23 protein-coding genes and 1 pseudogene are annotated in these 24,897 nt (G+C 65.4%); 6 read left to right on the top strand and 18 right to left on the bottom strand.

Annotation, left to right across the window (positions count from 1 at the left end; all coding sequences use genetic code 11):
* The first annotated feature begins 158 nt into the window (after positions 1-158).
* Complete coding sequence (gene cbpA, locus IEC33019_RS20905) at positions 159-1,112, top strand: curved DNA-binding protein (protein ID WP_070090446.1); 954 nt, start codon at positions 159-161, stop codon at positions 1,110-1,112.
* Between the two features lie 2 nt (positions 1,113-1,114).
* Complete coding sequence (locus IEC33019_RS20900) at positions 1,115-1,420, top strand: chaperone modulator CbpM (protein WP_070090445.1); 306 nt, start codon at positions 1,115-1,117, stop codon at positions 1,418-1,420.
* Between the two features lie 92 nt (positions 1,421-1,512).
* On the opposite strand, the gene IEC33019_RS20895 is transcribed toward IEC33019_RS20900, so the two are convergent.
* The 12 genes and pseudogenes from IEC33019_RS20895 to cbiE form a co-directional block, all read right to left on the bottom strand.
* The gene (locus tag IEC33019_RS20895) at positions 1,513-2,031 is read right to left on the bottom strand and encodes a GNAT family N-acetyltransferase (protein WP_070090512.1); all 519 of its coding nucleotides are present in this window, start codon (positions 2,029-2,031) and stop codon (positions 1,513-1,515) included.
* A 50-nt stretch (positions 2,032-2,081) separates the two neighbouring features.
* A pseudogene (locus IEC33019_RS27640) lies at positions 2,082-2,271 on the bottom strand (hypothetical protein); the annotation flags it as partial.
* Between the two features lie 115 nt (positions 2,272-2,386).
* Complete coding sequence (locus IEC33019_RS20890; RefSeq protein WP_070090444.1) at positions 2,387-3,751, bottom strand: PepSY-associated TM helix domain-containing protein; 1,365 nt, start codon at positions 3,749-3,751, stop codon at positions 2,387-2,389.
* Positions 3,752-3,808: 57 nt separating this feature from the next.
* Positions 3,809-5,860, bottom strand: coding sequence for a TonB-dependent copper receptor (locus IEC33019_RS20885; RefSeq protein ID WP_070090443.1), 2,052 nt, complete (start codon positions 5,858-5,860; stop codon positions 3,809-3,811).
* 66 nt (positions 5,861-5,926) lie between these two features.
* The gene (locus tag IEC33019_RS20880) at positions 5,927-6,358 is read right to left on the bottom strand and encodes a DUF2946 domain-containing protein (RefSeq protein WP_070090442.1); all 432 of its coding nucleotides are present in this window, start codon (positions 6,356-6,358) and stop codon (positions 5,927-5,929) included.
* Between the two features lie 19 nt (positions 6,359-6,377).
* Positions 6,378-6,860: a copper chaperone PCu(A)C gene (locus tag IEC33019_RS20875; RefSeq protein WP_070090441.1), complete on the bottom strand. Its 483-nt coding sequence runs from the start codon at positions 6,858-6,860 to the stop codon at positions 6,378-6,380.
* 46 nt (positions 6,861-6,906) lie between these two features.
* Positions 6,907-7,296: a DUF2946 domain-containing protein gene (locus IEC33019_RS20870; RefSeq protein ID WP_070090440.1), complete on the bottom strand. Its 390-nt coding sequence runs from the start codon at positions 7,294-7,296 to the stop codon at positions 6,907-6,909.
* Positions 7,297-7,489: 193 nt separating this feature from the next.
* Positions 7,490-8,344 (bottom strand): SPFH domain-containing protein, encoded by an 855-nt coding sequence (locus IEC33019_RS20865; RefSeq protein WP_070090439.1) that lies wholly within the window; start codon positions 8,342-8,344, stop codon positions 7,490-7,492.
* 25 nt (positions 8,345-8,369) lie between these two features.
* Positions 8,370-8,807 carry an NfeD family protein gene (locus IEC33019_RS20860; RefSeq protein WP_070090438.1) on the bottom strand — a complete coding sequence of 146 codons (438 nt, stop codon included), beginning with the start codon at positions 8,805-8,807 and terminating at the stop codon, positions 8,370-8,372.
* Positions 8,808-8,871: 64 nt separating this feature from the next.
* Positions 8,872-9,612, bottom strand: a complete 741-nt coding sequence (locus IEC33019_RS20855; protein WP_070090437.1) for a cobalt-precorrin-6A reductase — start codon at positions 9,610-9,612, stop codon at positions 8,872-8,874.
* Positions 9,609-10,703: a cobalt-precorrin-5B (C(1))-methyltransferase gene (locus IEC33019_RS20850; protein ID WP_070090436.1), complete on the bottom strand. Its 1,095-nt coding sequence runs from the start codon at positions 10,701-10,703 to the stop codon at positions 9,609-9,611. The genes IEC33019_RS20855 and IEC33019_RS20850 overlap by 4 nt, the downstream gene beginning before the upstream one ends.
* On the bottom strand, positions 10,696-11,907 hold the full coding sequence (cbiE, locus tag IEC33019_RS20845) for a precorrin-6y C5,15-methyltransferase (decarboxylating) subunit CbiE (RefSeq protein WP_070090435.1): 1,212 nt from the start codon (positions 11,905-11,907) through the stop codon (positions 10,696-10,698). Before cbiE ends, IEC33019_RS20850 begins: the two co-directional genes overlap by 8 nt.
* A 241-nt stretch (positions 11,908-12,148) precedes the next feature.
* Here cbiE and cobG point away from each other — a divergent pair, with 241 nt between their 5' ends.
* The 4 genes from cobG to cobJ are packed head-to-tail and all read left to right on the top strand — an operon-like array spanning position 12,149 to position 16,518.
* The gene (gene cobG, locus IEC33019_RS20840) at positions 12,149-13,474 is read left to right on the top strand and encodes a precorrin-3B synthase (protein ID WP_070090434.1); all 1,326 of its coding nucleotides are present in this window, start codon (positions 12,149-12,151) and stop codon (positions 13,472-13,474) included.
* Entirely contained in the window at positions 13,467-14,093 is a 627-nt protein-coding gene (locus tag IEC33019_RS20835; protein WP_070090433.1) for a precorrin-8X methylmutase, read from the top strand. Before cobG ends, IEC33019_RS20835 begins: the two co-directional genes overlap by 8 nt.
* Positions 14,093-14,824 carry a precorrin-2 C(20)-methyltransferase gene (locus IEC33019_RS20830; protein WP_043207927.1) on the top strand — a complete coding sequence of 244 codons (732 nt, stop codon included), beginning with the start codon at positions 14,093-14,095 and terminating at the stop codon, positions 14,822-14,824. Before IEC33019_RS20835 ends, IEC33019_RS20830 begins: the two co-directional genes overlap by 1 nt.
* A complete protein-coding gene (gene cobJ, locus IEC33019_RS20825; protein ID WP_099593887.1) occupies positions 14,812-16,518 on the top strand; it encodes a precorrin-3B C(17)-methyltransferase in 1,707 nt (568 codons plus the stop codon). The genes IEC33019_RS20830 and cobJ overlap by 13 nt, the downstream gene beginning before the upstream one ends.
* Before the next feature lie 12 nt (positions 16,519-16,530).
* Here cobJ and IEC33019_RS20820 read toward each other — a convergent pair whose 3' ends face one another.
* From IEC33019_RS20820 to dusB, 6 genes are all read right to left on the bottom strand, one after another.
* Positions 16,531-17,127 carry a MarC family protein gene (locus IEC33019_RS20820; protein ID WP_043207917.1) on the bottom strand — a complete coding sequence of 199 codons (597 nt, stop codon included), beginning with the start codon at positions 17,125-17,127 and terminating at the stop codon, positions 16,531-16,533.
* Positions 17,128-17,355: 228 nt separating this feature from the next.
* Positions 17,356-20,127: a hybrid sensor histidine kinase/response regulator gene (locus tag IEC33019_RS20815; RefSeq protein ID WP_070090431.1), complete on the bottom strand. Its 2,772-nt coding sequence runs from the start codon at positions 20,125-20,127 to the stop codon at positions 17,356-17,358.
* A gap of 135 nt (positions 20,128-20,262) precedes the next feature.
* The gene (purD, locus tag IEC33019_RS20810; RefSeq protein WP_070090430.1) at positions 20,263-21,555 is read right to left on the bottom strand and encodes a phosphoribosylamine--glycine ligase; all 1,293 of its coding nucleotides are present in this window, start codon (positions 21,553-21,555) and stop codon (positions 20,263-20,265) included.
* A gap of 182 nt (positions 21,556-21,737) precedes the next feature.
* A complete protein-coding gene (purH, locus tag IEC33019_RS20805; protein ID WP_070090429.1) occupies positions 21,738-23,345 on the bottom strand; it encodes a bifunctional phosphoribosylaminoimidazolecarboxamide formyltransferase/IMP cyclohydrolase in 1,608 nt (535 codons plus the stop codon).
* 77 nt (positions 23,346-23,422) lie between these two features.
* Complete coding sequence (gene fis / locus IEC33019_RS20800) at positions 23,423-23,743, bottom strand: DNA-binding transcriptional regulator Fis (protein ID WP_008093076.1); 321 nt, start codon at positions 23,741-23,743, stop codon at positions 23,423-23,425.
* Positions 23,740-24,753: a tRNA dihydrouridine synthase DusB gene (dusB, locus tag IEC33019_RS20795; RefSeq protein ID WP_070090428.1), complete on the bottom strand. Its 1,014-nt coding sequence runs from the start codon at positions 24,751-24,753 to the stop codon at positions 23,740-23,742. Before dusB ends, fis begins: the two co-directional genes overlap by 4 nt.
* Between the last annotated feature and the right edge of the window lie 144 nt (positions 24,754-24,897).

Raw genomic sequence — 24,897 nt, 5'->3', positions numbered from 1 at the left:
GAGCTTCCGGAGGTAAAACGGCCGCGCAGTTTATGCCAGTGGCCGGCTAAATCAAGACCGGTCGTCTGCTCTGGAACAACCCCAGGTGAGCCTTGAAAGGCTATGCTTGACCCCAATCTTCAGAAACATCGTAAAAATTCCCAACGGTGATCCCTTAGATGGACTTCAAAGACTATTACAAGATACTCGGCGTCGAGCCTGCGGCGGACGAAAAGGCGATCAAGGCCGCCTACCGCAAGCTCGCCCGCAAGTATCACCCCGATGTCAGCAAAGAGCGTGACGCCGAGGAAAAATTCAAAGAGGTCAACGAGGCCTACGAAGTGCTGGGCGATGCTCAGAAGCGCGCCGAGTTCGACGAGATCCGCAAGTACGGCGGTCAGCACGGGCGGCCGTTCCAGGCGCCTCCTGGCTGGGAAAGCCGGGGCGGTGGCGGCGGTGGCTTCGAGGGCGGGGACTTCTCCGATTTCTTCAGCTCGATCTTCGGGGGCCGGGGCGGCAACCCGTTCGGCCGTGGTCAGCAGCAGCGCAGCGCGGGCAGGCGAGGGCAGGACGTGGAGCTGGAACTGGCGATCTTCCTCGAAGAAACCCTGAGCAAGGAATCCAAGCAGATCAGCTTCCAGGTGCCGCAGACCAACGCCATGGGCCAGCGTACCGGGTTCACCACCAAGACCCTCAACGTCAAGATCCCGGCCGGGGTGACGGACGGCGAGCGCATCCGCCTCAAGGGCCAGGGCGCGCCCGGTGTCGGGGGCGGCGCCAATGGCGACCTGTTCCTGACCATCCGCATGGCACCCCACCCGCTGTTCGATGTCGAAGGCCATGACCTGATCATCACCGTGCCGCTGGCGCCCTGGGAGGCGGCATTGGGCGCCAAGGTGGCGGTGCCGACCCTGACCGGCAAGATCAACCTGACCATCCGCCCCGACAGCCAGAGCGGCCAGCGCCTGCGGGTCAAGGGCATGGGCCTTGCCAACAAGCAGGGCGAGCGTGGCGATCTGTATGCCCAGCTCAAGGTGGTCATGCCCAGCCAGTCGGATGCGGCCACGCGCGAACTCTGGACCAAGCTTTCCGAGAAAGCCGCGTTCAACCCGAGGACTCAATGGAGTAGTTGATCATGAGCAGCACCCTGATCGTTCAACTGGACATGCGAACCCTCTGCCAGGAAGCCGACATCACGGCTGACTGCGTGATCGAAATCGTCGAGCACGGCATCGTTGAACCGTCGGGGCGAACACCCGAGGACTGGTTGTTCGACGACCAGGCGCCCTTGCTCGCCAGACGGGCGGTAAAACTGCACCAAGAGCTGGAACTGGAGTGGGAAGGGGTGGCCCTGGCGCTGGAGTTGCTGGATGAGGTGCAACAATTGCGTAGCGAGAACAGCATGCTGCGCCAGCGTTTGGGCCGATTCATACACCTTTGAGCGCCGATTAGGTCATTCGCAGGTAAACACGCTCCGCGCAAACCCTGTGGGAGCGGGTTTACCCGCGAATAGGTCAGCATCGACAGCACCGATCAGGCGCTTGGCTTAGCCCCTGGGTTGAGCATCAACTGCATGAAGGTCAGGTCCAGCCAGCGCCCGAACTTCACTCCCACCTGCGGCATCTGCCCGGTCACCACGAATCCCAGCCGTTCGTGCAGGCGAACCGACGCCCCATTGCCACTTTCGATGGCGGCGACCATCACATGCTTGTCGCAAGCTCGCGCCCGCTCGATCAGGGCGCTCATCAACATAGGCCCCAAGCCCTTGCCGCGCTGGTCGCCACGGATGTAGACCGAGTGCTCGACCGTGTGGCGAAAGCCTTCGAAGGGGCGCCAATCACCGAACGAGGCATACCCCAGCACACCACTGTCATCCACAGCCACCAGGATCGGGTAGCCCTGCTGCGCACGGGCCTCGAACCAGGCCTGGCGGTTGGCCAGGTCCACAGGGGTCTCGTTCCAGATCGCCGTGGTGTTGCGCACGGCGTCGTTGTAGATCTCGAGGATGCCGGGGACGTCGGTCGGCAGGGCGTCGCGGATTTCAGGGGGCATGACAGCGGCTCGCATGGGTCGGTACTCAGGCCAGGGCAGTTCAGCTGTCCTGGTGTCTCGCACAGCAGTGCGCGGGTTTCGTCCTCCAGGCTCAACAGCACCAGGATGAAAGCAAAGAACGTCAGGCATACATAGCACATCAATCGCCCGCCGGGCATCCGAGGATGCGGCAGAGGTCAGCACCACGAAGTTGATGATGCCCGCCGACGCGGGCAGGCCGGCCAGGACGAACAGCTCGACGGTAGCAGTGTGGTGCCTGTGCCGCCCCTTTTCGCGGGTAAACCCGCGCCCACAGAGGATCACTGAAATCTGTACGGGGTTACCCGCGAAAGAGGCGGCACAGACAACGCTGTTTTCAAGCTCCGGCCAGGACCCGTCGGCGCACCACCAGGCTGTCGACCAGCCACATCACGACCATCGAGGCACCCACCAGCGGGAAGGCCACGCCCAGCACCAGCATCACCACGGTGGCGGTTTTCCAGCGGGGCAGGTCATGGCGCAATGGCGGTACGCCCAACCCGCCTGCTGGACGGCGCTTCCACCACATCACCAGCCCGCTCACCGAACCCAGCAGGATCATCAGGCACACCACGAGGATGATCGCCTGGTTCAGCGGCCCGAACATCTTGCCTTCATGCAGCATCACGCCCAGCTCGGTGGCACGGGCGACCGGGCTGTAGTCCTGCCAGCGCACGTCGGCCAGTACCTGACCGGTGTATTGGTCCACATGCAGGGTGGCGTCGTTGCGCGGATCATCGGCGAACACCGCGATGGTGAACACACCGCTTGCCGTGGTCGGCAGCGTGATGCTGTAGCCCGGCTCGACTTGGCGCGTGGTGGCCAGGTCCTCGACCTGCTGCAGGCGCACCTGCGGCGCGGCCGGTGCGCTGGACATGTCGTGGTGGGCGCCATGTTCGGCATGGGCCCCGGAGACCGGCATCGGCGTGTTCTCCAGCGCCCAGGGCACGGTCTGGCGGTGAGCGTTGTTCAGCGCGCCGGCCTGCTGGTCGGACGTGGGCACTTCGTTCCACATGGCCGCCGGGAAGCGGTTCCACAGATCGGCGTACTGCTTGCCCCACAGGCCTGTCCAGGTCATGCCGCTGAGCAGCATCAGCAACAACAGCAGCGAGCCCCAGAAGCCGCTGACCGCATGCAGGTCACGCCAGAACACCCTGCCTCGGGCCGACAGGCGCGGCCACAGCACGCCCGCGCTGCTGCGCCCACGTGGCCACCACAGGTACAGGCCGGACACCACCAGCACGATGCCCCAGCCGGCGGCCAGCTCCACCAGGCGATCGCCCACGGTGCCGACCATCAGCTCACCGTGCAAGGCGCGGGCCACGGCTTGCAGGTTGTCCTTGGCGTCCTGCTCGCCCAAAACCTTGGCGCTGTAAGGATCGATGAACACGTTCAGCTCGCGCCCGCCGTCGTGTACCACGAACTGGGCGCTGCGCTCGGCATTGACCGGTGGCAGGTACTGACCCACATGCCCCTGTGGATAAGCCTTGCGCACCTGGGCCAGGAGGGTATCGGCGTCCTGCCGGTGATGGCCGGCCTCGACCACCATCAGGTCGCGGTACAGCACCGGGTCGAGCTGTGGTTTGAACAGGTAGATGATCCCGGTGATCGCCAGCAGGATCATGAAAGGCGCGACGAACAGCCCGGCATAGAAATGCCAGCGCCACGCCAGGTTGTAGAAGGAGATGCGTTGTCCGCTCATGGGAAGCCTCCAGGTGACCAGGTGGGCGCGGTGACCGCCGCGCCCTGTTTGTTGTTGTCAGAAGCTGATGTCGACCTTGGTCCAGAAGGTCCTGCCTGGCTCGTTCACCGGCTGTGGGTCGGTGGCCGGATAGCCGAACCCGGCATTCCCGGCCAGGTTCAAGTGCTCGGCGTAGGTCTTGTCGAACAGGTTGTCGACACCCGCGCTGAGCTTGAGGTTGCGGCTGACCTTGTAGGCGCCGTTGAGCGAGAACACACCGAAACCTGCGCTCTTCTCGTAGTCCTTGCCGACCACGTTGCCCTGGTTCTCGGCGATGCGGTTTTGCTCCGCCACCAGGCGCCACAAGGCCCCGACGCTCCACAGATCACGGCTGTAGGTCAGCCCCAGACGGCTTTCCAACGGCGGCATCTGCGGCAGGGCCTTGCCGTCGCTGCTGTTCTTGCCCCAGGCATAGGCCAGGGTGGCGTCGGCCTTCCAGTTCTCGGTCAGCCTGTAGGCTGCACCGAGCTCGCCGCCCATGATGCGGGCGTCGATGTTCTGGGCCTGAGAGCTCATGCCTCGGTAGTCGAACAGGATGTAGTCGCGGATCTGCCCGACATAGCCGGACGCCCAGGCTTCCAGACGTTCGTCCTGATACTGGATGCCAAAGTCCACCTGGGTGGTTTTTTCCGGTTTGATGCCATCGAAGGCGTTGGCTGCACCAGTTGGCGCCAGCTTGGGCGAGAACAGCTCCCAGTAGTCGGGGAAGCGCTGGGCATGGCCCAGGCCGACATAGGTGGTTGCCGGAATCATCGCCAGGTCGTGCTCGTAGCGCACGAAGCCGCTGGGCAGGGTATCGGCGCGGGTATCGCCTTCGGTGGCGCTGCCTTGGCGAAAATCCCGAGCCGAGGCACGGTCAAGGCGGGCGCCGGTGACCAGGCGATCGTTCCCGGTGGCGTACCAGGTCAGTTCGCTGAACACGCCATAGTTGTGGAAGTCGGCGTCCTTGGTCCACGGTTGGCCTTTGTGCGCATCGATGCCCATGCCACCGCGTTTGCGGTGTTCATTGGTTTGCGCGTCAAGGCCACTGATCAGTTGCACATCGGCCCAGCGCCAGGTGGCTTTGATCCGGGCGCCCAGGGTGCGACGGTCGACGTTGCTGACCATGGGCATGCCCATCATGCCGGTGCCTGAAGGCGTGCGCAGGCTGTAGTTGTCCATCACGTGGTCGGCGTAGTTGTAGTAGACCTGTGCCTCGACCTTGTCGAGTACTTCGCCGAGATTGGATTTCTCGAAGCGCAGGCCCAGGCTCTCGCGCTTGAACTGCGAGCCGTCCATGCCACGTCCGGCATAGCGGGCCTCGCCGTCGCCCTTGCCGGCGGTCAATTCCAGTAGCGTGTCGGCGTCCGGGGTCCAGCCCAGCGCCACATCGCCGTTCCACTTGTCCCAGCGTGACGGCACGGTGTCGCCATTGCCATCGTCGTAGTCATCCGAGCGTGACTGGTTGCCGACGAAGCGGGCGTAGCCCTGGCTGTTGCCAGCGGCGGCGTCGAGCACTTTGTCGAAACGGCCATTCGAGCCGCCCAGCAGGCTGGCGTTGACCCGGCTGCCGAGTGCGCCGAAGGATTCGGGGTCGCGGTCGAAGAGGATGGTCCCGGCTGAACCGCCGGGGCCCCAGATCACGCTTTGTGGGCCCTTGATCACGGTGAGGCGGTCGTAGGTTTCCGGTGAGATGTACGAAGTGGGCGCATCCATGCGGTTGGGGCAGGCGCCGAGCATCACGCCACCGTTGGTGAGGATGTTCAGGCGCGAGCCGAACATGCCGCGAAGCACCGGGTCGCCGTTGGTGCCACCGGAGCGGATCGCCGAGAAACCGGGGATGGTCTTGAGATAATCGGCGCCATCGCTGGCCGGCACCGGCTGACGTGGGTCCTTGGGGTTGGTGACCACGGTCAGCGGTGAGCTTGGGGCAATCGCGGTGATGACCGTCGGGCTCAACTCGGTTTGCTCGTGCGCATGGCCGTCATGGCCGGTTTCGACGGCCAGGGCCAGTGGCGTGAGCAGCGAGCCGCAGAGCGCTGCGATCGTTCCCCGCAGGGAAAGGGCAAAAACAGGGGTACAGCCGGACATAGTGATTCCAGTCGATCAGTCAGGGGAAAGCGCGAAGCCTCCTGGCTTCGGGCGATAGCGTAGTGTTCAGGCGCTGATCGAGGTGGGTGGCGCGCGGCTGCGCGCGCCAGGGAACACGGCCTGCCGGGCGTGGCCCTGATGGGGCGGGGTGGGGCGCAGTGCAGGAGGAAGGACGCCGCCAGCACTCAGTGGGCTGAGGGTCTGAGGCAGCGCCGGGCAATTGAACAGCAGGGTGCAGTAGCCGCACTTTTCCCAGGCCACATGCAACTGGCCGTCGTTGTGGCCGTGATGGCCCGCACCGTGGTCGTGACCAGCCGCCATGGGCATGTCCATCGGCATGGACATGTTCATGTTGGCGTGATGATCCATCGGCATCGACTGGGAAACCAGTGGGCCGATGAAGATCATCCACATGGCGAACAGGCTCAGCCAGCCGCCACCCAGGCGCCTGAGATCAGGGCGGGTGGAGCGGGTGAACCGGTCGCGCGGCAGGCTCATGGCGAGCGTCTGTCAGCGGTCAGTGCGTATGGGCCTGGCCTTGCTGGTCGGCGGGCGGCTGCTTTTGCACGGCCACCTCGACGGTGATGTCGCCGGCCTTCTCGAAGTGCAGGGTCAGCGGGAAGCGCTTGCCGTCGGTGAGCAGGCTGCGGTCCTTGGGCTGCATCAGCATCACATGGTAAGCGCTGGGGGCGAAGGTCAGGTTCTTGCCGGCCGGGACGGCCACGCTGGGCACCTGTTGCATCTTCATCAGGCCGTCGGTGGTCTTGGCGTGCTCGTGCAACTGGGCGTCATCGGTGATGGGGCTGTCCACCGAGAGCAGGCGGTCGTCCTGCTTGCCGTTGTTGTGCACGACGAAGTAGGCCGCGACGTTGGGTGCATTGGGCGGTAGTTCCAGCGACCAGGGGTGGGCAATGTGCAGGTCGCCCACGGCGTATTCATGGGCGTTGGCGTAGGCGCCGGGCAGCAGCAGGGCGGCCAGGACGAGGGCTTGCTTGAGCATGGTGAGTCTCCGATCTGTTCAGGTTCAGGCAGACAGCGTGGTGAACTCAGGCCAGCGGAGAGGCACGGGGGTTGAGCGCCGGCCATAACTGGCGAGGCGTGGGCTGGTAGTCGGCGAGGGGCGGGGCGTCAGCGGCCAGTGCCAGCGGCGGATTGTGCAACTGCGGCGGGTAGCCGGGCAGTGCCAGCAGCGGCGCGGCGCCCGAGCAGCACCAGCAGTTCATCAGGCTGGCACTGTCGTCGCTTTGCGGTCCCAGGTCGATCTTGGCCAGGGCCTGCACATCGACCTTGCTCTTGTTCGCCATGCTCGAACAGAAAGCCCCCCACAGCAGCTGCTGCGCCGGGCTCTTGGTCGCGGCGGAGGACAGCGGCATGGCCAGCAGGTTGAACAGCACTGCAAGGCAGGCTATCCAGGCAATGGGCCGACGTGGGGGCATGGGAGAGATCCGGTCAGGAATCAGGTGGCTATTGTACGGGCGAGTATAGGTAAAAATGCCGGGGTGCGGTGAAGTGCCGCAGGTGACGGGAGTAGGGCCGTGTAACTCGTGTTGTTGTCTTCGCGGGTAAACCCGCTCCTACAAAGGCGTGCTGTTAGCCTTCTGGGCACGGGTTTACCTTCGAAAAGGGATGTCAGGCCTTGTTGCGGCCCAGCAGTCCACGCACGGTCTCCTGCAGGTCGGCTGGCAGTACCACCACCTTGGCGTTGTCGCTGCCGGCCAGGGTCTCCATGGCTCCGATGTAGCGCTCGCCCAACAGGTACATCGCCGGCGTGGTCTCGCTGCCCACCGCGTCCTTGACCAGGGCAATGGCCCGGGCCGAGGCCTCGGCCAGGTTGATCTGCGCCTCGGCGTCCAGCTTGGCGGCCTGCAGCCGCGCTTCGGCCTCGAGAATCGCTGCTTGCTTGGCACCTTCGGCGCGGGTCACGTCGGCCTTGCGCTCGCGCTCGGCGGCGGCTTGGCGCTCCATGGCGCTCTGCATGTTCTCCGAGGGCTTGATGTCCTGGATCTCGACGGACCGCACGGTGACGCCCCAGTCCTCGGTCTGCTCGGACATGGCCTCGCGCAGGCGCGCCTTGATCTGCTCACGGCTGGAAAGCGCTTCGTCCAGGTCCATGGCGCCGACAATGGCGCGCAACGAGGTCATGGTCAGGCTGGTGACGGCGAAGGAGAAGTTCTGCACGCCGTATGCGGCTTTCTGTGGATCGACCACTTTGGCGAAGCACAAGGCATTGGCGACGATCACCGCGTTGTCGCGGGTGATGATTTCCTGCTGCTGCACGTCGAGGATGATGTCCTTGGTCGGCAGGCGATAGGCGACTACGTCCATGTAGGGGATGACGATGTTCAGGCCCGGTTTGAGGGTGCTGTGGTAGCGGCCCAGGCGCTCGACGATCCATTCCTCGCCCTGAGGCACGATGCGCACGCCTTTGAAAAGCGTGACGAGGACGAACAGCGCGAGTGCGGCGACGACGATGAGACTGGTCATGTTGCGAACTTCCTTTTAATGCAGGTCAGGCCCGAATGACGCGGGCGGTGTTGCCTTCGATGGCGGTGAGGCGTACGCGCTCGCCGGATGGGATTTCGCTGTCAGCGATGCAGGTCCATTCTTCATTGCCGAGGATCGGCTTTTGGAAGCGTACGCGGCCTTTCTGGAATTCCGACACGCTGGCCGTCAGCAGGCCGACTTCACCGATCACGCTGTCCGCAGTCCAGCGTACGTCCGGTTTCTTGCGGCGGAACAACTTGAACCACACGGCGGTGGTGATCGACGAGAGCAGCACCCAGAGCAGCACCTGCATGTCCAGTTGCAGGCTGGGCGCCAGGAAGGCGATGGCCGACACCAGCACGGCGCCGATGCCGAACCAGAGGATGAAGAAGGTGGGCAGGAGCAGTTCCAGCAGGACCAAGGCAACGCCAAAGACGAGCCAGATCCACCATTGCATTTCCATATGTGTAGAGCCTTCCGAGCAGAGGTGGGGGAGAGTTTACGGCAGTAGTCAGGCAAAGGGCCAACTAGGGCCTGGCATCCGAAAGTGTCTGCCCAATCGCAGCCATCAGCTCACCCACCTGGTCGAACACCCGATCCACCGCCGGCAACACCGGGCGCTTGAGTACCAGTACGGGTATACCCCGTTCCCTGGCCACCTCCAGCTTCGGCTCGGTGGCGCTGCTGCCGCTGTTCTTGCTCACCAGCACATCGATCCGGCGCCGTTCGAACAGGGCGCGCTCGTCCACGAGGTTGAACGGCCCACGGGCGCCGATCACTTCGCAGCGCGCGTTGCCGGGGCAGGCTTCGAGCGCGCGCAGGGTCCAGAACTGGTGCGCGGGGATTTCATCGAGGTGTTGCAGGGGTTCGCGACCCAGGGTGAACAGCGGGCGTTCGAACGCGCTCAGGGCCTCGATCAGCTCGGCCCAGTCAGCGACTTCACGCCAGTCATCGCCTGTCTGCGCCTGCCAGGCAGGGCGATGCAGGGCCCAGCAAGGGATGTCGGCGTTGCGCGCGGCCTGGGCGGCGTTGTGGCTGATCTGGGCGGCATAGGGGTGAGTTGCATCGATCAGCAGGTCTATGCCGGTCTCGCGCAGGTAGGCCGTCAGGCCTTCGGCGCCGCCGTAACCGCCAACACGCACATGGCAGGCCAGGTCCTGCGGGACACGGCCGATGCCGGCCAGGCTGTAGACATGCTCCGGGCCCAACCGGCGAGCGATGGCCAGGGCTTCGGTGACGCCACCGAGCAGCAGGATACGCCGGCTCATAGCACGCCCGCCTTGCCGACGATGCCGCCCTGACGGTCGATGGCGAACACCTCGACCTGTACCTGGGCGGGGACCACGCTGCGGGCGAAGGCCAGGGCGTGGGCGCATACCGCATCGCCGAGCGGGATACCCGCAGCGTGGGCGAGGGCCAAGGCTTGCTGGCTGGTGTTGGCGCCGACGATCGCCGCCTGCAGGGTGGTGTCGGCGCCGATGTCCGCGGCCCAGGCCGCCAGTTGCGGCAGGTCGATGCTCGAGCTGCGGCTGTGCAGGTCCATGTGCCCGCCTGCCAGCTTGCTGATCTTGCCGAAGCCGCCGCACAGGCTCAGGCGTGGCACCGGGACCTTGCGCAAGTGCTTGAGCACCGCGCCGACGAAGTCACCCATCTCGATCAGGGCGATCTCTGGCAGGCCGTAGACCTGGCGCATGGTGTCTTCGCTGGCGTTGCCGGTGCAGGCGGCGATGTGGGTGTAGCCGTTGGTGTGGGCGACGTCGATGCCTTGCTGGATCGAGGCAATGTAGGCCGAGCAGGAGAATGGCCGGACGATGCCGCTGGTGCCGAGGATCGACAGCCCCCCGAGGATGCCCAGGCGGGGGTTCATGGTCTTGAGGGCGAGCTGTTCGCCGTCGCGCACGTTGACCGTCACTTCGAAGCCACCGCTGTAGCGGCATTCATCGGCCAGTCCTTGCAGGTGTTCGGTGATCATCCGCCGCGGCACAGGGTTGATGGCCGGCTCGCCCACCGCCAGCACCAGGCCTGGGCGGGTGACGGTGCCGACACCCTTGCCGGCGACGAAGCGGACGCCGGGCTGTTCGAGCAGGCGCACCTGGCTGTAGAGCAGCGCGCCGTGGGTCACATCCGGATCGTCGCCGGCATCCTTGATGGTGCCGGCTTCGGCGCCATCATCGGTGCGGCGGCAGAACGCCAGGCGCATCGGCACCTGTTTGCCTTTGGGCAACGTGATGCACACGGCGTCGTCGCATTCGCCTGTCAGCAGCAGCCTTGCCGCTGCCAGGCTGGTGGCGGTGGCGCAACTGCCGGTGGTGAGGCCGCTGCGCAGAGGGGCGGCCTTTTCGCGGGTTTCTTCACGCATCGAGGGGCTTCACCACGTCGAGCAGGGTGATCGGCAGGGCTTGGCGCCAAGTGTCGAAACTGCCCAGCGGCTGGGCATGGGCCACGTGGATACGGGTCAGCTCGCCGCCATGGGCTTCACGGAAGCTGGCCAAGGCCAGCTCGCTCTGCACGGTCACGGCATTGGCCACCAGGCGCCCGCCGGGGCGCAGGCGCTCCCAGCACAGGGGCAGCACGCCGTCGCGGGTCACGCCGCCGCCGATGAAGATCGCATCGGGCCGTTCGAGCTCAGCCAGGGCCTCGGGTGCCTTGCCACGGACCAGTTGCAGGCCCGGTACGCCAAGGGTATCGCGGTTGTGTTCGACGTGGCCTTGGCGGCCCTCATCGGCCTCGATGGCCAGGGCCCGGCAACTGGGGTGGGCGCGCATCCACTCGATGCCGATCGAGCCGCAGCCGGCCCCGACGTCCCACAACAGCTCGCCCGGTTGTGGCGCGAGGCGAGCGAGGGTGATGGCGCGCACGTCGCGCTTGGTCAGTTGGCCGTCGTGGCGAAAGGCACTGTCGGGCAGGCCGCTGACAGGGGACAGCCGTGGAGTGTCGGCAGCGGCTTGGCAGTCAATGGCGATCAGGTTGAGGTCGGCTGTGTGGGTGTGAGGCCAGTCTTCTGCGGTGCCGGCCAGGTGGCGCTCCTCGGCGCCTCCCAGGTGCTCCAGCACACGCATCCGGCTCGGGCCGAAACCCCGCTCGCACAGTTGCCGGGCAACGGCCGCCGGGCTACCGCCATCATTGCTCAATACCAATAGGCGCACGCCACTGTAGAGGTGTGCGTTGAGGGCGGCCAGGGGGCGGGCGACGATCGACACCACCTGTACCTCCTGCAGCGGCCACCCCAGACGCGCGGCGGCCAGTGCGCAGGAGGAGGGCATCGACAGCACGTTGAGTTCTGCGGGCGGTACCTGGCGGGCGAGGCTTGCGCCCACGCCATAGAACATCGGATCCCCGCTGGCCAGCACGCACACAGGCTCGCCGCGCAGGGCCAGGACGGGCGCGAGTGAGAAGGGACTCGGCCAGTTCAGCCGTTCACCGACCACGCAGCGTGGCAGCAGGGCCAGCTGGCGCGGGCTGCCGAAGATCCGCGAAGCGCTCAGCAGGGCACGCCGGGCCTGCTTGCCCAGGCCGCTGAAGCCGTCTTCGCCGATGCCCACTACTGTCAGCCAGGGAGTCATGTGTCTCGTTCCGCCATCATTGAGGCCGCTTTGCGCCCGTCGTCGCTGTGCCCGCTCCCGCAGAAACCGCACAGCCCTCATGGGCACGGGTGATCCTGTGGGAGCGGGTTTACCCGCGAAGAGAGCGACGCGTTCCGGAGTTTCTGCTCAATTGCAGTCGATGCTCGACCGTCGGCTTTTCATGCCGCCGGACAAAGCAGGCATAATACCGCGCCTTCTACACTCAAGCGCATTTTCAAGATTGCCGGATGCCCCCTTGAATCAGCCTCTCGTCCCTGCCATGTCACCCCGCCCCTCGGCTTGCCCGGGGTTGTGGCGCATCGTCGCGGCCCGTGACGGGGGTATCTGCCGGATCAAGCTTCCCGGCGGCCTGCTGCTGGCCGACCAGGCAGAGGCCGTGGCGGCGGCAGCGGAGCGGTTCGCCGGTGGGGTGATCGAAGCGACCAATCGTGGCAACCTGCAGATCCGCGGCATCGGTGCGGACCACGCAGGCTTGATCGAGCACTTGCTGGCCGCCGGCCTGGGCCCGCGCGAGGCCGCAGGTGACGATGTGCGCAATGTGATGCAAAGCCCGCTGGCTGGGCTCGACCCCGCGATGCTCGTCGATACACGCCCGCTGGCCGAGCAATTGTTGCAACTGCTCGAGACCACCCCTCGCTTGCATGCGCTGTCGGCCAAGTTCGCCGTACAGCTCGATGGCGGCGAACGCTTGGCGATGCTTGAACACCCCCACGATCTGTGGCTCTCGGCAATGATGCTCGAGGGGCGCGCCTGGTACGCATTTGGCCTGGCCGGCTGCCCGGCCCGTGGGCCGGCCCTTGGTGCGGTGCCGATCGAGCAGGGGCTGACATTGGTTCGCGCCGTGCTGGAGCGCTTCCTGGACCTGGCTCGACCAGAGCAGTCGCGGATGCGCCAGTTGCTCGAAGATTGCCCGGCTGACGTGTTCGTCGCGGGGCTTGGCCTGGATGTTCGACGCGATGCCGCGATACAGCGCTGGCGGCGTGAGCCTGGCGTGACTACCTGGCTGGGGCCGCTGCCTCAGCGTCTTGGAACCGCGTGGGGCGTCGCGCCGCCATTGGGCCGGCTGACGCCGGCCATGCTGCGCAGCCTCGCAGCCCTGGCCCGTGAGGCGGGTGACGGCAGCCTGCGCGTGAGCCCCTGGCAGAGTCTCGTGCTGCCCAATATCGACCTTGCGATGATCGATCTGGCCGGATTGAGCGGCCTCGGGCTGATCTGCCAGGCCGACGAGCCCCTGGCTCGCCTGACGGCTTGCACAGGCTCTGCCGGTTGTGCCAAGGCCCAGGCCGATACCAAGGCAGACGCCCTGATCATTGCCTCATTACTGCAAAAAGGTGGCCCCGGCAGCGTGCATGTGTCCGGCTGCCTGCGTTCCTGCGCCGTGGCCCATGTCGCCCCGGCCACCTTGCTGGCCCGCTCGCCGGGCCGCTATGACCTGTACTTGCGCGATGCGCACCAGCCGGGCTTCGGCAGGCTGCGTGCGTGCGACCTTACCCCAGAAGAAGCAGGCGCCATGCTCGACCTGCCGACGGAGCACCTTGATGATTGACTACATCCGCGATGGTCAGGAGATCTATCGCAATTCCTTCCGGATCATCCGCGAGGAAGCCCGGCTCGAGCGGATCCCCGCCGACCTGGAAAAACTCGCCGTGCGGGTGATCCATGCCTGCGGCATGGTCGACGCCATCGAGGGGTTGCAGTTTTCCGAAGGGGCCGGCGCCGCGGGCCGCGAGGCCCTGGCCAATGGCGCACCGATCCTGTGCGACGCGCACATGGTCGCCGAAGGCGTGACCCGCGCACGCTTGCCGGCCAACAACGAAGTGATCTGCACCTTGCGCGACCCCAGCGTGCCGGACCTGGCCAAGGAACTGGGCAACACCCGTTCGGCAGTGGCTCTGGAGCTGTGGCGCCCTTACCTGGAAGGCAGCGTGGTGGTGATCGGCAATGCGCCGACCGCCTTGTTCTACCTGCTGGAAATGCTCGATGCAGGTGCGCCCAAGCCTGCGCTGATCCTTGGATTCCCGGTCGGCTTCGTCGGTGCGGCGGAGTCCAAGGCGATGCTCGCCGCCGACAGCCGTGGCGTGCCGTTCGTGATCATGCAGGGCCGCCTGGGCGGCAGCGCGATGGCCGCCGCCGCGGTCAACGCCCTGGCCACGGAGGTGGAATGATGCAGCCACGCGGACGTCTGTTCGGCCTGGGCGTGGGCCCCGGCGACCCCGAACTGATCACGGTCAAGGCCCTGCGCCTGCTGCGCGAGTCGCCCGTGGTCGCCTACTTCGTGGCCAAGGGCAAGCGCGGCAATGCTTTCGGCATCATCGAAGCGCACCTGCAGCCTGAGCAGACGTTGATGCCACTGGTGTACCCGGTGACCACCGAGGTGCTACCTGAGCCGTTGTCCTACGAGCAGGTCATCAGCGACTTCTACGACGAAGCCGGCGTGCAGGTGGCCGAGCACCTGGACGCCGGCCGCGATGTGGCGGTGATCTGCGAGGGCGACCCGTTCTTCTACGGCTCCTACATGTACTTGCACGACCGCTTGGCCCAGCGCTACGAGACGCAGGTGATTCCGGGCGTCTGCTCGATGCTGGGCGGCGCTTCGGTACTGGGCGCGCCCCTGGTGTATCGCAACCAGAGCCTGTCGGTGCTCTCCGGGGTGCTGCCCCATGAGGAACTCAAGCGACGCCTGGCCGATGCCGACGCGGCGGTGATCATGAAACTCGGGCGCAACTTCCCCAAGGTGCGCCAGGTGCTCGGCGAGCTGGGCCTGGCCCAGCGCGCGCTGTATGTCGAGCGTGCGACCATGGCCAACCAGAAGATCGTCCCGCTCGATGACGTGGACCCGCAATCCTCGCCGTACTTTTCCTTGATTGTCGTACCGGGTGAAAAATGGCAGGGATGAACAGCCTCAAGGCTCCGGCGATCGTCATCCTCGGCCCCGGCAGCTTGGCGACGGCGCAGCGCATTGCTCAGGGTTATCCCCAGGCGAAGATCCTCGGCCTGGCCGGTCGGGTCGAGGGAGTGGACGCATCCTACGAGAACTTCGGCGATACCCTGCGCCAGCTCTACCAGCAAGACACACCGATCATCGCCCTGTGCGCCGCCGGTATCGTGATCCGCACCCTGGCCAGCCTGCTCACCGAAAAGGGCGCTGAGCCCCCGGTGCTGGCGGTGGCAGAGGATGGCAGCGCCGTAGTGCCACTGCTCGGTGGTCTGTCAGGGGTCAATGTCATGGCCCGGGAGATCGGCCAGAGGCTGGGCGTGGCGGCGGCCATCACCACCAGCGGTGAGTTGCGCTTCGGCACCTGCCTGCTCAATCCCCCCGAGGGCTATGCCCTGGCGGACCTGGAGCAGGGCAAGCGTTTCGTCTCCGACCTGCTGGCCGGCGAAGCGGTGCGGGTCGAGGGGACTGCGCCCTGGCTCGACCAGGTGCAATTGCCGCAGGACCACGCGGCCCGGCGCATCATCCGCGTGGGATGCGAGGCGCATCCGGTCAGCCGTGACGAGTTGCTCATTCATGCCCGTTCGGTATTGGTGGCCATCGACGGCTCGGCACCGGATCTGGCCGAGCGCGTGCCGCAGGCGTTGGCCGAGGCGGGTATCGCGCAAGCCGCGTTGGCCTGCCTGTTGGTCGATGAGCACTACATGGCCGAGCCGGCTTTGCACGAGGCTGCGCAGACGCTGGGTGTCACCCTGCGTTTCGCGTCGGTAGCTGGCCGTCTGGCCGAGCAGGTCGCCCAGGCTTTGCCTGGGGCGCGACTGATCGAGCAGGACGGGCTGGCCATCGCCGTGGCGTCAGCGCCTATCGACCCGGCCAAGGTCGGTCGCGGTCGTGGCCGGCTGGCGGTGATCGGTCTTGGCCCTGGCGCGGCGGACTTGATGGTGCCGGCGGTCAAGGCAGAGCTGGCGCGGGCCCAGGACGTACTCGGCTACGAGACCTACGTGCGCATGGCCGGCCCGTTCCGCGCCGACCAGGTGCTGCATTGCACCGACAACCGCGAAGAGATGCAGCGTGCCCGCCATGCCTTCGAACTGGCGGCGCAGGGGCGTTCGGTGGTTGTGGTGTCCTCGGGGGATCCGGGCGTGTTCGCCATGGCGGCCGCCGTGCTCGAGGCCTTGCACGAGTCCGACGACCCCGACTGGCATCGGGTGGACCTGCAGATCCTGCCCGGCGTTTCGGCATCGTTGGCGACCGCCGCCCAGGCCGGAGCACCGCTGGGCCATGATTTTTGCGTCATGTCCCTGTCGGACAACCTCAAGCCTTGGTCGATCATCGAAAAGCGCCTGGACCTGGCCGCCCAGGCCGATCTGGTCCTGGCGTTCTACAACCCCATCTCCAAGGCTCGCCCCCACCAATTGGGGCAGGCGTTGAGCGTCGTGCGCAAGCATCGCGGGGAAGGCACGCCCGTCGTGCTGGGCCGTGACATCGGGCGCCCAGGGCAGACGCTGCGGGTGGTGACGTTGGGCGAGTTGGTGCCGGAGATGGTCGACATGCGCACCATGGTGTTGGTCGGCTCCTCCACCACCTGTGCCTTCGCGCGCGCCGACGGCAGCGTGTGGGCCTACACCCCGCGTTGGTACCCCGCCAAGGCCTGAGCCAAGCCGGGGTCAGGGCACCAGGTAGCCCTTGATCCCGGTGAAGATGATCTGCGCCGCCAGGGCACAGACGAACAGCCCCATCAGACGGCTGACGATCTGCAGGCCCTGGTCGCCCAGGATCCGCTCGATGCGGTTCGACAGGTACAGCACTAGGCCGACGGTGAAGCTCGCCAGCGCGATACTGACGATGGCCAGCAGCTTGTCGTCCCAGTGCGGTTGGCCCACACCCATCACCAGCAATGCACCGATGGTGCCGGGGCCGACCGTGAGCGGGATGGTCAGCGGGACGATGGTCACGTCCTGCTGCACGTTGTCGGCCTGGACCGCCGCCTTGCCCTGGGCCATGCCCAACGCCGAGATGAACAGCACGCTGCCGGCACCGATGCGGAAGGCGTCGGGGGTGATGCCGAACACCCCGAAGATCGCGCGTCCGAACAGGTAGAGCACCACGCTGGCCACCAGCGCCGCGATGGCCACGCGCCAGGCAAGCTGCTTGCGCTCCTTGCTGGAGTAGCCGCGGGTCAGGCTGATGAAACAGGACAGCACGAAGAAGGGGCTGTAGAGCACGAGCATTTTCAGGTAGACGCTGAACAACTCATGGAGCATGGCGCGAATCCACGGCGGGGAGGGTGTGGGCAAGTGTATCAGGCGCAATCGCGGTACGGCTGGTGAGGTCCCTGCGTGCGACGTTGGCGTCGAACAGCGCAGACCCTACATCCGCTCATGGGCATGCAGGCGAGCGCTATTTTGAGAGCAACACAGCACCTGTGGGATCGGGTTTACCCGCGAAAAGGCCAATGCCAACGACACAGTGCAGTTGGTCATACAGAGGCCTTAGGGGGTATGCAAACGGTCAGACGCCGCAGCCCGCTTGCTGGCCCAGAACTGGATCAGTTCGCGCAACTGCGACAGCTCCACGGGCTTGGCCATGTGCCCGTCCATGCCGGCCTGGCGTGCGCGGTCCTTGTGTTCGCTGAGGATGTGCGCGGTCAATGCCACCACGGGCGTGCGTTCGCGTTGGTTGGCGGTTTCCCAGGCACGAAGCTGCTCGGTGGCGGAGAAACCATCGAGTACCGGCATCTCGCAGTCCATCAGCACCAGGTCATAGCGCTGTGCTTTCATCGCCCGCAGAGCTTCCTCGCCGTTGCTGGCGGTGTCCGGCTCGAGGTTGAGCTTGCCGAGCATGCCGCGGATGACCTTGGTGGAAATGCTGTTGTCCTCGGCGACCAGCACGCGGAAGTCGCTGGGCAGGTCCAGCGGCGGTGGCGGGCCGGGCAGGGTGGGGGCGGGCGCCTGGTCGCGACCGCGCAGGGCGAGCTCTTCGGCCAGCGTGGTCTTGAGGGTATAGCCGGCCACCGGCTTGGCCAGGATGCGCTTGACCCCGGCATTACGGGCGATGATCTTGCTCGGCGCGTTGCTGATGCCGGTGAGCATCACCACCAGGATATCGTGGTTCAGGCTGGGGTCTTCCTTGATCTTGGCCGCCAGTTGCATGCCGGTCATGCCGGGCATGTTCTGGTCCAGCAGCACGGCATCGAAGTAATCGCGCAGGTGGGCTTTGGTGCGCAGCAGGGCCAGGGCTTCCTTGCCCGAAGGTACCGCGCTGACGTTCATGCCCCAGGCGCTGCACTGCTGCACCAGGACCTTGCGGCAGGTGTCGTTGTCGTCCACCACGAGCACGCGGGCATCGCGCAGCGGGCCGTCGAGGTCGGCCGGAGGTTGTTCCAGGCGCGAGGGGTCGAGCGGCAAGGTAAGCCAGAGGGTGTTGCCCATACTGGTGCTGCACTTGATGCCGAACTCGCCCTGCATCAGGCCAATCAACTGCTTGGCGATGACCAGCCCCAGGTGGCCGCCTAGCTTGTTGCTGGAAAGGAACTGATGACTGTGCAGCTGGGCTTGCAGCAAGGCTTCACGCTCGGCGGCGGGCATCGATTCGCCGCTGTCCTGCACGGCGATGCGCAGGCGTGGCACGTCACCGCGCTGGTCCAGGGCCACCACCAGCAGGATCTCGCCTTGCTCGGTGTTCTTCAGGGCATTGTCCAGCAGGCTCGACAGCGCCTGGCGCAGGCGCGTCGGGTCGCCGCTGATGACCCGTGGCACCTGTGGCTGGGTGAAGCTGATCAGCTCGATGTTCTGCTGCTCGGCCTTGGCGCGGAAGATATTCAGGCAGTCCTCGATCAGTGCGTTGAGGTCGAACTGCACGTCATCGAGCTCGATCTGCCTGGATTCGAGCTTGGAGATGTCGAGGATTTCGTTGATCAGCGTGAGCAGTTCGTTGCCGGCGCTGTGGATAGTCTGCACGTAGTCGCGCTGCTTGACCGACAGTGGCGTGCCCAGCAGCAGTTCGGTCATGCCCAGCACGCCGTTCATGGGGGTGCGGATCTCGTGGCTGATCTTGGCCAGGAACTCGGCCTTGGCGTTGATCTCGGCATCGCTGGCGGCCAGGGCGCGGCTGGCGCGGAAGCGTTCTTCGCTGATGCGCCGCAGCCGCTCGCTGACGGCCAGGTTCAGCAGCAAGCCACTGACCACGGTCAGCGCCATGAGGATGCACAGCAGCCAGGGGGTCGAGGTGCGCGTCAGGCCCAGCAAGGCCGGCAGCAGCACCAGGCCGCCCAGGTTGAACACCAGCATGGCCACGGCGAACAGCCGTGCCGGGCCATAGCCCTTGTACCAGTGATAGGCACTGACCAGCAGCATGGTCACGCTGCCGAGCGCGAGCAGGGCATAGGTCATCAGGTTGAGCGGCAGGGTATCGACGAACAGCAGCACCAAGCCGCTGACCGCGACGATCAGCATCTCTGCATGCAGCAGCCGGTTGCAACGCAGCGAGCTGCAGGGGCTGAAGAAATGCTGGGTGAAATACAGCCCGGCCAGCCCTGCCAGGACCAGTGTCAGGTAGGCGGCGGGGGTTTGGGCACTGTGCCACAGCTGCCACCAGGGGCCGCTGAGGTTGAGCAGGATCAAGGCGCTGAGCAACATCAGGCCGTGATAGAGGGCCAGGATCAGCGTGGTGCTGGAGCGGGTGTAGAGGAAGCGGATCAGGTTGTGCAGGATCAGCATCACCAAGCCGCCGAACAGCAGGCCGAACAGCAGCGGGCGGGTCTGGTCGGCGGCGGCCCAGGCGGCAGGCTCCAGGCTGATGGCCGGACGCAGTTGGTGCTCGGAGACCAGGCGCAGGTAAATGTCCAGGGTGCGCGGGCTGTTGGGCAGCGCCAGCAGGTGGTCGCTGCTGCGCAGGGTCGGGCTGATGTTCCCGCCCTGGCGACCGTGGTGCAACTGGCGAACGAGTTTGTCGCCGTCCAGCGCGTAGAGGTCCAGCCGTGACAGGTCGGGCGCGAAGACGCGCAGCAGTTGTTCCTGCTCACCTGGCTCAAGCCGATAGTGCAGCCACAGCGCCTGGCCGGCGGGGGCGGCATCGAGTTCGAACAGTTGCAGGGGGCTGAACTGATTGCGGTAGCGGTCCGAGCGGATGTCGCTCAGTTGCAGGTTGGCCTGTTCATCGAGCAGAACGGCCCAGCCTCCACCTTGCTCGGCCGAGGCCGGGGGAAGGCAGAGCAGCGTCAGCAGGCTGACGATCAGGGCAATGGCAATCCGAAGCCGACGCAAGACGAGATCCCTTCCTAGCCGATGTGCAGGATAACAACTATGCGCGGGGCGCCGAGACGAAGGCAAGGCCCCGACGGGGCCCTGTCGACGAGCCGGAGGCCGTGCGCCAGGGGCGTCACGGCGATCCGTTGCAGCTTACTGGTGCTCGCCACGCTCGCGGGCGATCGCACGGTAGCCGATGTCGGTGCGGTAGAAGCTACCGTCCCAGTTGACTTGCTCGGCCAGGCGGTAGGCCTGTTGCTGGGCGGCCTCGACGGTGGCACCCATGGCAGTGGCGCAGAGCACACGGCCACCGGCGGTGACGACCTGGCCATCCTTGAGTGCGGTACCTGCATGGAAGACCTTGCCCTCGAGCTTGGCGGCAGCGTCCAGGCCGTTGATCAAGGCGCCCTTGGCGTAGTCGCCGGGGTAACCGCCTGCGGCCATGACCACACCCAGGCTCGGCTGCGGATTCCACTGGGCCTCGACCTTGTCCAGGGCCTTGGCGAAGGCCGCCTCGACCAGCAGCACCAGGCTCGATTCAAGGCGCAGCATGACCGGTTGAGTTTCCGGGTCGCCGAAGCGGCAGTTGAACTCGATGACCTTGGGGTTGCCAGCCTTGTCGATCATCAGGCCTGCGTAGAGGAAACCGGTGTAGACGTTGCCTTCCTCGGCCATGCCGCGCACGGTCGGCCAGATCACCTGGTCCATCACGCGCTGGTGGACTTCGGCAGTGACGACCGGAGCCGGGGAGTAAGCGCCCATGCCGCCGGTGTTCGGGCCGGTGTCCTTGTCGCCGACGCGCTTGTGGTCCTGGCTGGTGGCCATCGGCAGCACGTTGTGGCCGTCGACCATGACGATGAAGCTGGCTTCCTCGCCGTCGAGGAATTCCTCGATGACCACACGCGAGCCTGCGTCGCCAAAGGCATTGCCGGCGAGCATGTCACGCACGGCGGCTTCGGCTTCCTCAAGGGTCATGGCTACGATCACGCCCTTGCCAGCGGCCAGGCCGTCGGCCTTGATGACGATCGGCGCGCCTTTTTCACGCAGGTAGGCCAGTGCCGGCTCGATCTCGGTGAAATTCTGGTAGTCGGCGGTCGGGATCTTGTGGCGTGCCAGGAAGTCCTTGGTGAAGGCCTTGGAGCCTTCCAGCTGGGCTGCGCCCTTGGTCGGGCCGAAGCAGTCCAGGCCACGGCTGCGGAACAGATCGACCACGCCAGCGACCAGCGGGGCCTCAGGGCCGACGATGGTCATTTGCACGTTCTGCTCGGCGAAGTCGGCCAGTTGCTCCAGGGCGGTGACGTCGATGGCGACGTTCTCGCACTTGGCTTCGGTGGCGGTGCCGGCGTTGCCCGGTGCAACGTAGACCTTCTCGACGCGTGGGTCCTGGGCGACTTTCCAGGCCAGGGCGTGCTCACGGCCGCCGCTGCCGATGATCAAAACTTTCATGTCAAAACCTCGAATTCTTTCGGACGGGAGGCAAAGCCTCACGCTGTACGAGGTCGCAATGAAGCAGGTAGATGCAAGGCGGGGCCGGTTCCGATGAGCGGAGTTGCCTTCTGGCAATGAGCATCAGCGGAACCGGCCCCAACGCAGCAGATGCCTGCTTCAGTGCGGCCGATTGCCGTAAATCAGTGGCGGAAGTGGCGCATGCCGGTGAATACCATCGCAATGCCAGCTTCATCGGCGGCAGCGATAACCTCGGCATCACGCATCGAACCACCCGGCTGGATCACGGCGGTGATACCCACTTTAGCCGCATTGTCGATGCCGTCACGGAACGGGAAGAAGGCGTCCGAGGCCATGACCGCGCCCTGGACCTGCAGGCCGGCATGCTCGGCCTTGATGGCGGCGATCCGGGCGGAGTTGACGCGGCTCATCTGGCCGGCGCCCACACCGATGGTCTGGCGCTGCTTGGCGTAGACGATGGCGTTGGACTTGACGAACTTGGCCACTTTCCAGGCGAAGACCAGGTCATGGATTTCCTGCTCGGTCGGGGCGCGCTTGGTCACGACCTTCAGGTCGTCGGCACCGATCATGCCGATGTCGCGGCTCTGCACCAGCAGGCCACCGTTGACGCGCTTGAAGTCCCAACCGGCAGCGCGCTCGGCTGGCCATTCGCCGCACTCGAGCAGGCGCACGTTCTGCTTGGCGGCCACGACTTCACGGGCGGCCTGGGAGATTTTCGGCGCGATGATCACTTCGACGAACTGGCGATCGACGATGGCCTTGGCGGTTTCGCCATCCAGCTCGCGGTTGAAGGCGATGATGCCGCCGAAGGCCGACTCGGTGTCGGTGGCGTAGGCCAGGTCATAGGCCTTGCGGATGCCGCCTTCGTTTTCCGGCACCACGGCTACGCCGCATGGGTTGGCATGCTTGACGATGACGCAGGCTGGCTTGACGAAGCTCTTGACGCACTCGAGCGCTGCATCGGTGTCGGCCACGTTGTTGAACGACAGCTCCTTGCCTTGCAGCTGGATGGCGGTGGAGACGCTGGCTTCGCCTTTCTTGGCCTCGACGTAGAACGCCGCGCTCTGGTGCGGGTTCTCGCCGTAGCGCATTTCCTGGGCTTTGACGAACTGGCTGTTGAAGGTGCGCGGGAACTCGCTGCGGCCTTCGGTGGACAAGGTGTCCTTGGCCTGGTCGATGGTACCCATGTAGTTGGCGATCATGCCGTCATAGGCGGCGGTGTGCTCGAAGGCCTTGAGCATCAGGTCGAAACGCTGGGCGTAGGTCAGGCCGCCGGCCTTGAGGTTCTCCAGGACGCTGGCGTAGTCGCTGGCGTTGACCACGATGGCGACGTCCTTGTGGTTCTTCGCCGCGGAACGGACCATGGTCGGGCCGCCGATATCGATGTTCTCGATGGCGGTCGGCAGGTCGCAACCAGGCTTGGCGATGGTCGCCTCGAACGGGTACAGGTTGACGGCGACCAGATCGATCGGCTTGATGCCGTGCTCGTTCATGATGGCGTCGTCGATGCCGCGGCGGCCCAGGATGCCGCCGTGGATCTTCGGATGCAGGGTCTTGACCCGGCCATCCATCATTTCAGCGAAGCCGGTGTAGTCGGCCACTTCCACCGCGTTCACGCCATTGTCCTTGAGCAGCTTGTAGGTGCCGCCGGTGGACAGGATCTCGACGCCCAGCTGTTGCAGCTCACGGGCGAATTCGAGAATCCCGGTCTTGTCGGAGACGCTGATCAGGGCGCGGCGGATCGGCAGGCGGGTAGTCTGGTCGGTCATTTCGGATTCCATAACGCGGTGGTTTCAGCAAAAAAGGCGCCTCTTGGGAGAGCCGCCTTTTCTGATTGGGATTCGGATTACAACAGATCGTACTGCTTGAGTTTCTTGCGCAAGGTGCCGCGGTTGAGCCCGAGCATCTCACTGGCCTTGGTCTGGTTGCCCTTGACGTAGTTCATCACGCTTTCGAGCAGCGGTGCCTCGACTTCCGACAGCACCAGGTTGTAGACGTCCGTGACGGTCGCGCCTTCCAGGTGGGCGAAGTAGTTGTGCAGCGCCTTCTCCACGCTGTCGCGAAGGGTCTGGCCCTCTTCGCTCGGCGTATTGAGGTGCTGTTTCAAATTGGCGTTGTCGCTCACGGGCGTTGTTCCACTCACTAATGTCTCGGTCATCATCGTCATGCGGCCACCCCTTGTCCGTCCTCTGTCTCAAGGCTCTCTCGACGTTCGCAAAAGAACGCGCGAACGTTGGCGCACTGCGCTTTTGTGTCTTCCAGCGCGTTGAACCGGGCGCGAAACTCCTTGGCGCCAGGTCGTGTTGCCAGGTACCAGCCCACATGCTTGCGGGCGATACGCACGCCCATCACATCGCCATAGAAGGCATGCAGTGCAGCCAGGTGCTCCAGCAGAATGTGTTCCACTTCATCCAGCGCCGGGGCAGGCAAGTGCTCGCCCGTGCGCAGGTAATGCTCGATCTCGCGGAAAATCCACGGCCGCCCCTGGGCGGCACGGCCGATCAGCAGGCCGTCGACACCGGTGGCGTCCAGCACCGCCCGGGCCTTTTCTGGCGAGGTGATATCGCCGTTGGCAAAAACCGGGATCGACACCGCCTGCTTGATCGCCGCGATGGTGTCGTACTCGGCTTCGCCGGTATACAGGTCGGCGCGTGTGCGGCCATGCACCGCAAGCGCCTGGATGCCAGCCTGTTCGGCGATCTTCGCCACGGCCAGGCCGTTCTTGTTCGCCCGGTCCCAGCCGGTGCGGATCTTCAGGGTCACCGGTACGTCCACCGCGCCGACCACGGCGTGAAGGATTTCGCTGACCAAGGCTTCATCTCTCAATAAAGCAGAGCCCGCTGCTTTGTTGCAGACTTTTTTTGCCGGACAGCCCATGTTGATATCGATGATCTGGGCACCGGCCTCGACATTGGCCTGGGCTGCCGCCGCCAGCATCTGCGCATCGCCACCGGCGATCTGCACCGAGCGAGGCTCGGGATCGCCTTCATGGATGCGGCGCAGGCGCGACTTGCGGCTGTTCCACAGGCTCATGTCACTGGTCACCATCTCCGACACCACCATGCCGGCGCCCAGGCGCTGGCAAAGTGTACGGAAAGGCTGGTCCGTCACCCCGGCCATGGGGGCGAGGATCAGGTTGTTTCGCAGTGTGTAAGGGCCGATGCGTACCGCCGACATAGGTGTTCCCTGTTGTGGGGCCGAATCATGGGAGTCCGAAAAAGGGTTGGCATGATACCCGCTCTCGATGACTGGATAAAGATGAATCTGGATAAAATCTGAACAACTGCGGGCTTATAACGGGAAGCTCCAAGCGGCAGCTTC

Source organism: Pseudomonas putida, from assembly GCF_002741075.1.
GTDB classification, from domain to species: domain Bacteria; phylum Pseudomonadota; class Gammaproteobacteria; order Pseudomonadales; family Pseudomonadaceae; genus Aquipseudomonas; species Aquipseudomonas putida_T.
This window is presented reverse-complemented; position numbering and strand designations above follow the sequence as displayed.

Coding starts and splice junctions, on each gene's coding strand:
- IEC33019_RS20900 (WP_070090445.1), top strand. CDS start 1,115: ATGAGCAGCACCCTGATCGTTCAACTGGACATGCGAACCCTCTGCCAG.
- cobJ (WP_099593887.1), top strand. CDS start 14,812: ATGGCAGGGATGAACAGCCTCAAGGCTCCGGCGATCGTCATCCTCGGC.
- cbiE (WP_070090435.1), bottom strand. CDS start 11,907: ATGACTCCCTGGCTGACAGTAGTGGGCATCGGCGAAGACGGCTTCAGC.
- IEC33019_RS20865 (WP_070090439.1), bottom strand. CDS start 8,344: ATGACCAGTCTCATCGTCGTCGCCGCACTCGCGCTGTTCGTCCTCGTC.
- IEC33019_RS20860 (WP_070090438.1), bottom strand. CDS start 8,807: ATGGAAATGCAATGGTGGATCTGGCTCGTCTTTGGCGTTGCCTTGGTC.
- cbpA (WP_070090446.1), top strand. CDS start 159: ATGGACTTCAAAGACTATTACAAGATACTCGGCGTCGAGCCTGCGGCG.
- IEC33019_RS20870 (WP_070090440.1), bottom strand. CDS start 7,296: ATGCCCCCACGTCGGCCCATTGCCTGGATAGCCTGCCTTGCAGTGCTG.
- IEC33019_RS20820 (WP_043207917.1), bottom strand. CDS start 17,127: ATGCTCCATGAGTTGTTCAGCGTCTACCTGAAAATGCTCGTGCTCTAC.
- purD (WP_070090430.1), bottom strand. CDS start 21,555: ATGAAAGTTTTGATCATCGGCAGCGGCGGCCGTGAGCACGCCCTGGCC.
- fis (WP_008093076.1), bottom strand. CDS start 23,743: ATGACGATGATGACCGAGACATTAGTGAGTGGAACAACGCCCGTGAGC.
- IEC33019_RS20835 (WP_070090433.1), top strand. CDS start 13,467: ATGATTGACTACATCCGCGATGGTCAGGAGATCTATCGCAATTCCTTC.
- IEC33019_RS20855 (WP_070090437.1), bottom strand. CDS start 9,612: ATGAGCCGGCGTATCCTGCTGCTCGGTGGCGTCACCGAAGCCCTGGCC.
- IEC33019_RS20850 (WP_070090436.1), bottom strand. CDS start 10,703: ATGCGTGAAGAAACCCGCGAAAAGGCCGCCCCTCTGCGCAGCGGCCTC.
- IEC33019_RS20880 (WP_070090442.1), bottom strand. CDS start 6,358: ATGAGCCTGCCGCGCGACCGGTTCACCCGCTCCACCCGCCCTGATCTC.
- IEC33019_RS20890 (WP_070090444.1), bottom strand. CDS start 3,751: ATGAGCGGACAACGCATCTCCTTCTACAACCTGGCGTGGCGCTGGCAT.
- dusB (WP_070090428.1), bottom strand. CDS start 24,753: ATGTCGGCGGTACGCATCGGCCCTTACACACTGCGAAACAACCTGATC.
- IEC33019_RS20875 (WP_070090441.1), bottom strand. CDS start 6,860: ATGCTCAAGCAAGCCCTCGTCCTGGCCGCCCTGCTGCTGCCCGGCGCC.
- purH (WP_070090429.1), bottom strand. CDS start 23,345: ATGACCGACCAGACTACCCGCCTGCCGATCCGCCGCGCCCTGATCAGC.
- IEC33019_RS20885 (WP_070090443.1), bottom strand. CDS start 5,860: ATGTCCGGCTGTACCCCTGTTTTTGCCCTTTCCCTGCGGGGAACGATC.
- IEC33019_RS20830 (WP_043207927.1), top strand. CDS start 14,093: ATGCAGCCACGCGGACGTCTGTTCGGCCTGGGCGTGGGCCCCGGCGAC.
- IEC33019_RS20895 (WP_070090512.1), bottom strand. CDS start 2,031: ATGCCCCCTGAAATCCGCGACGCCCTGCCGACCGACGTCCCCGGCATC.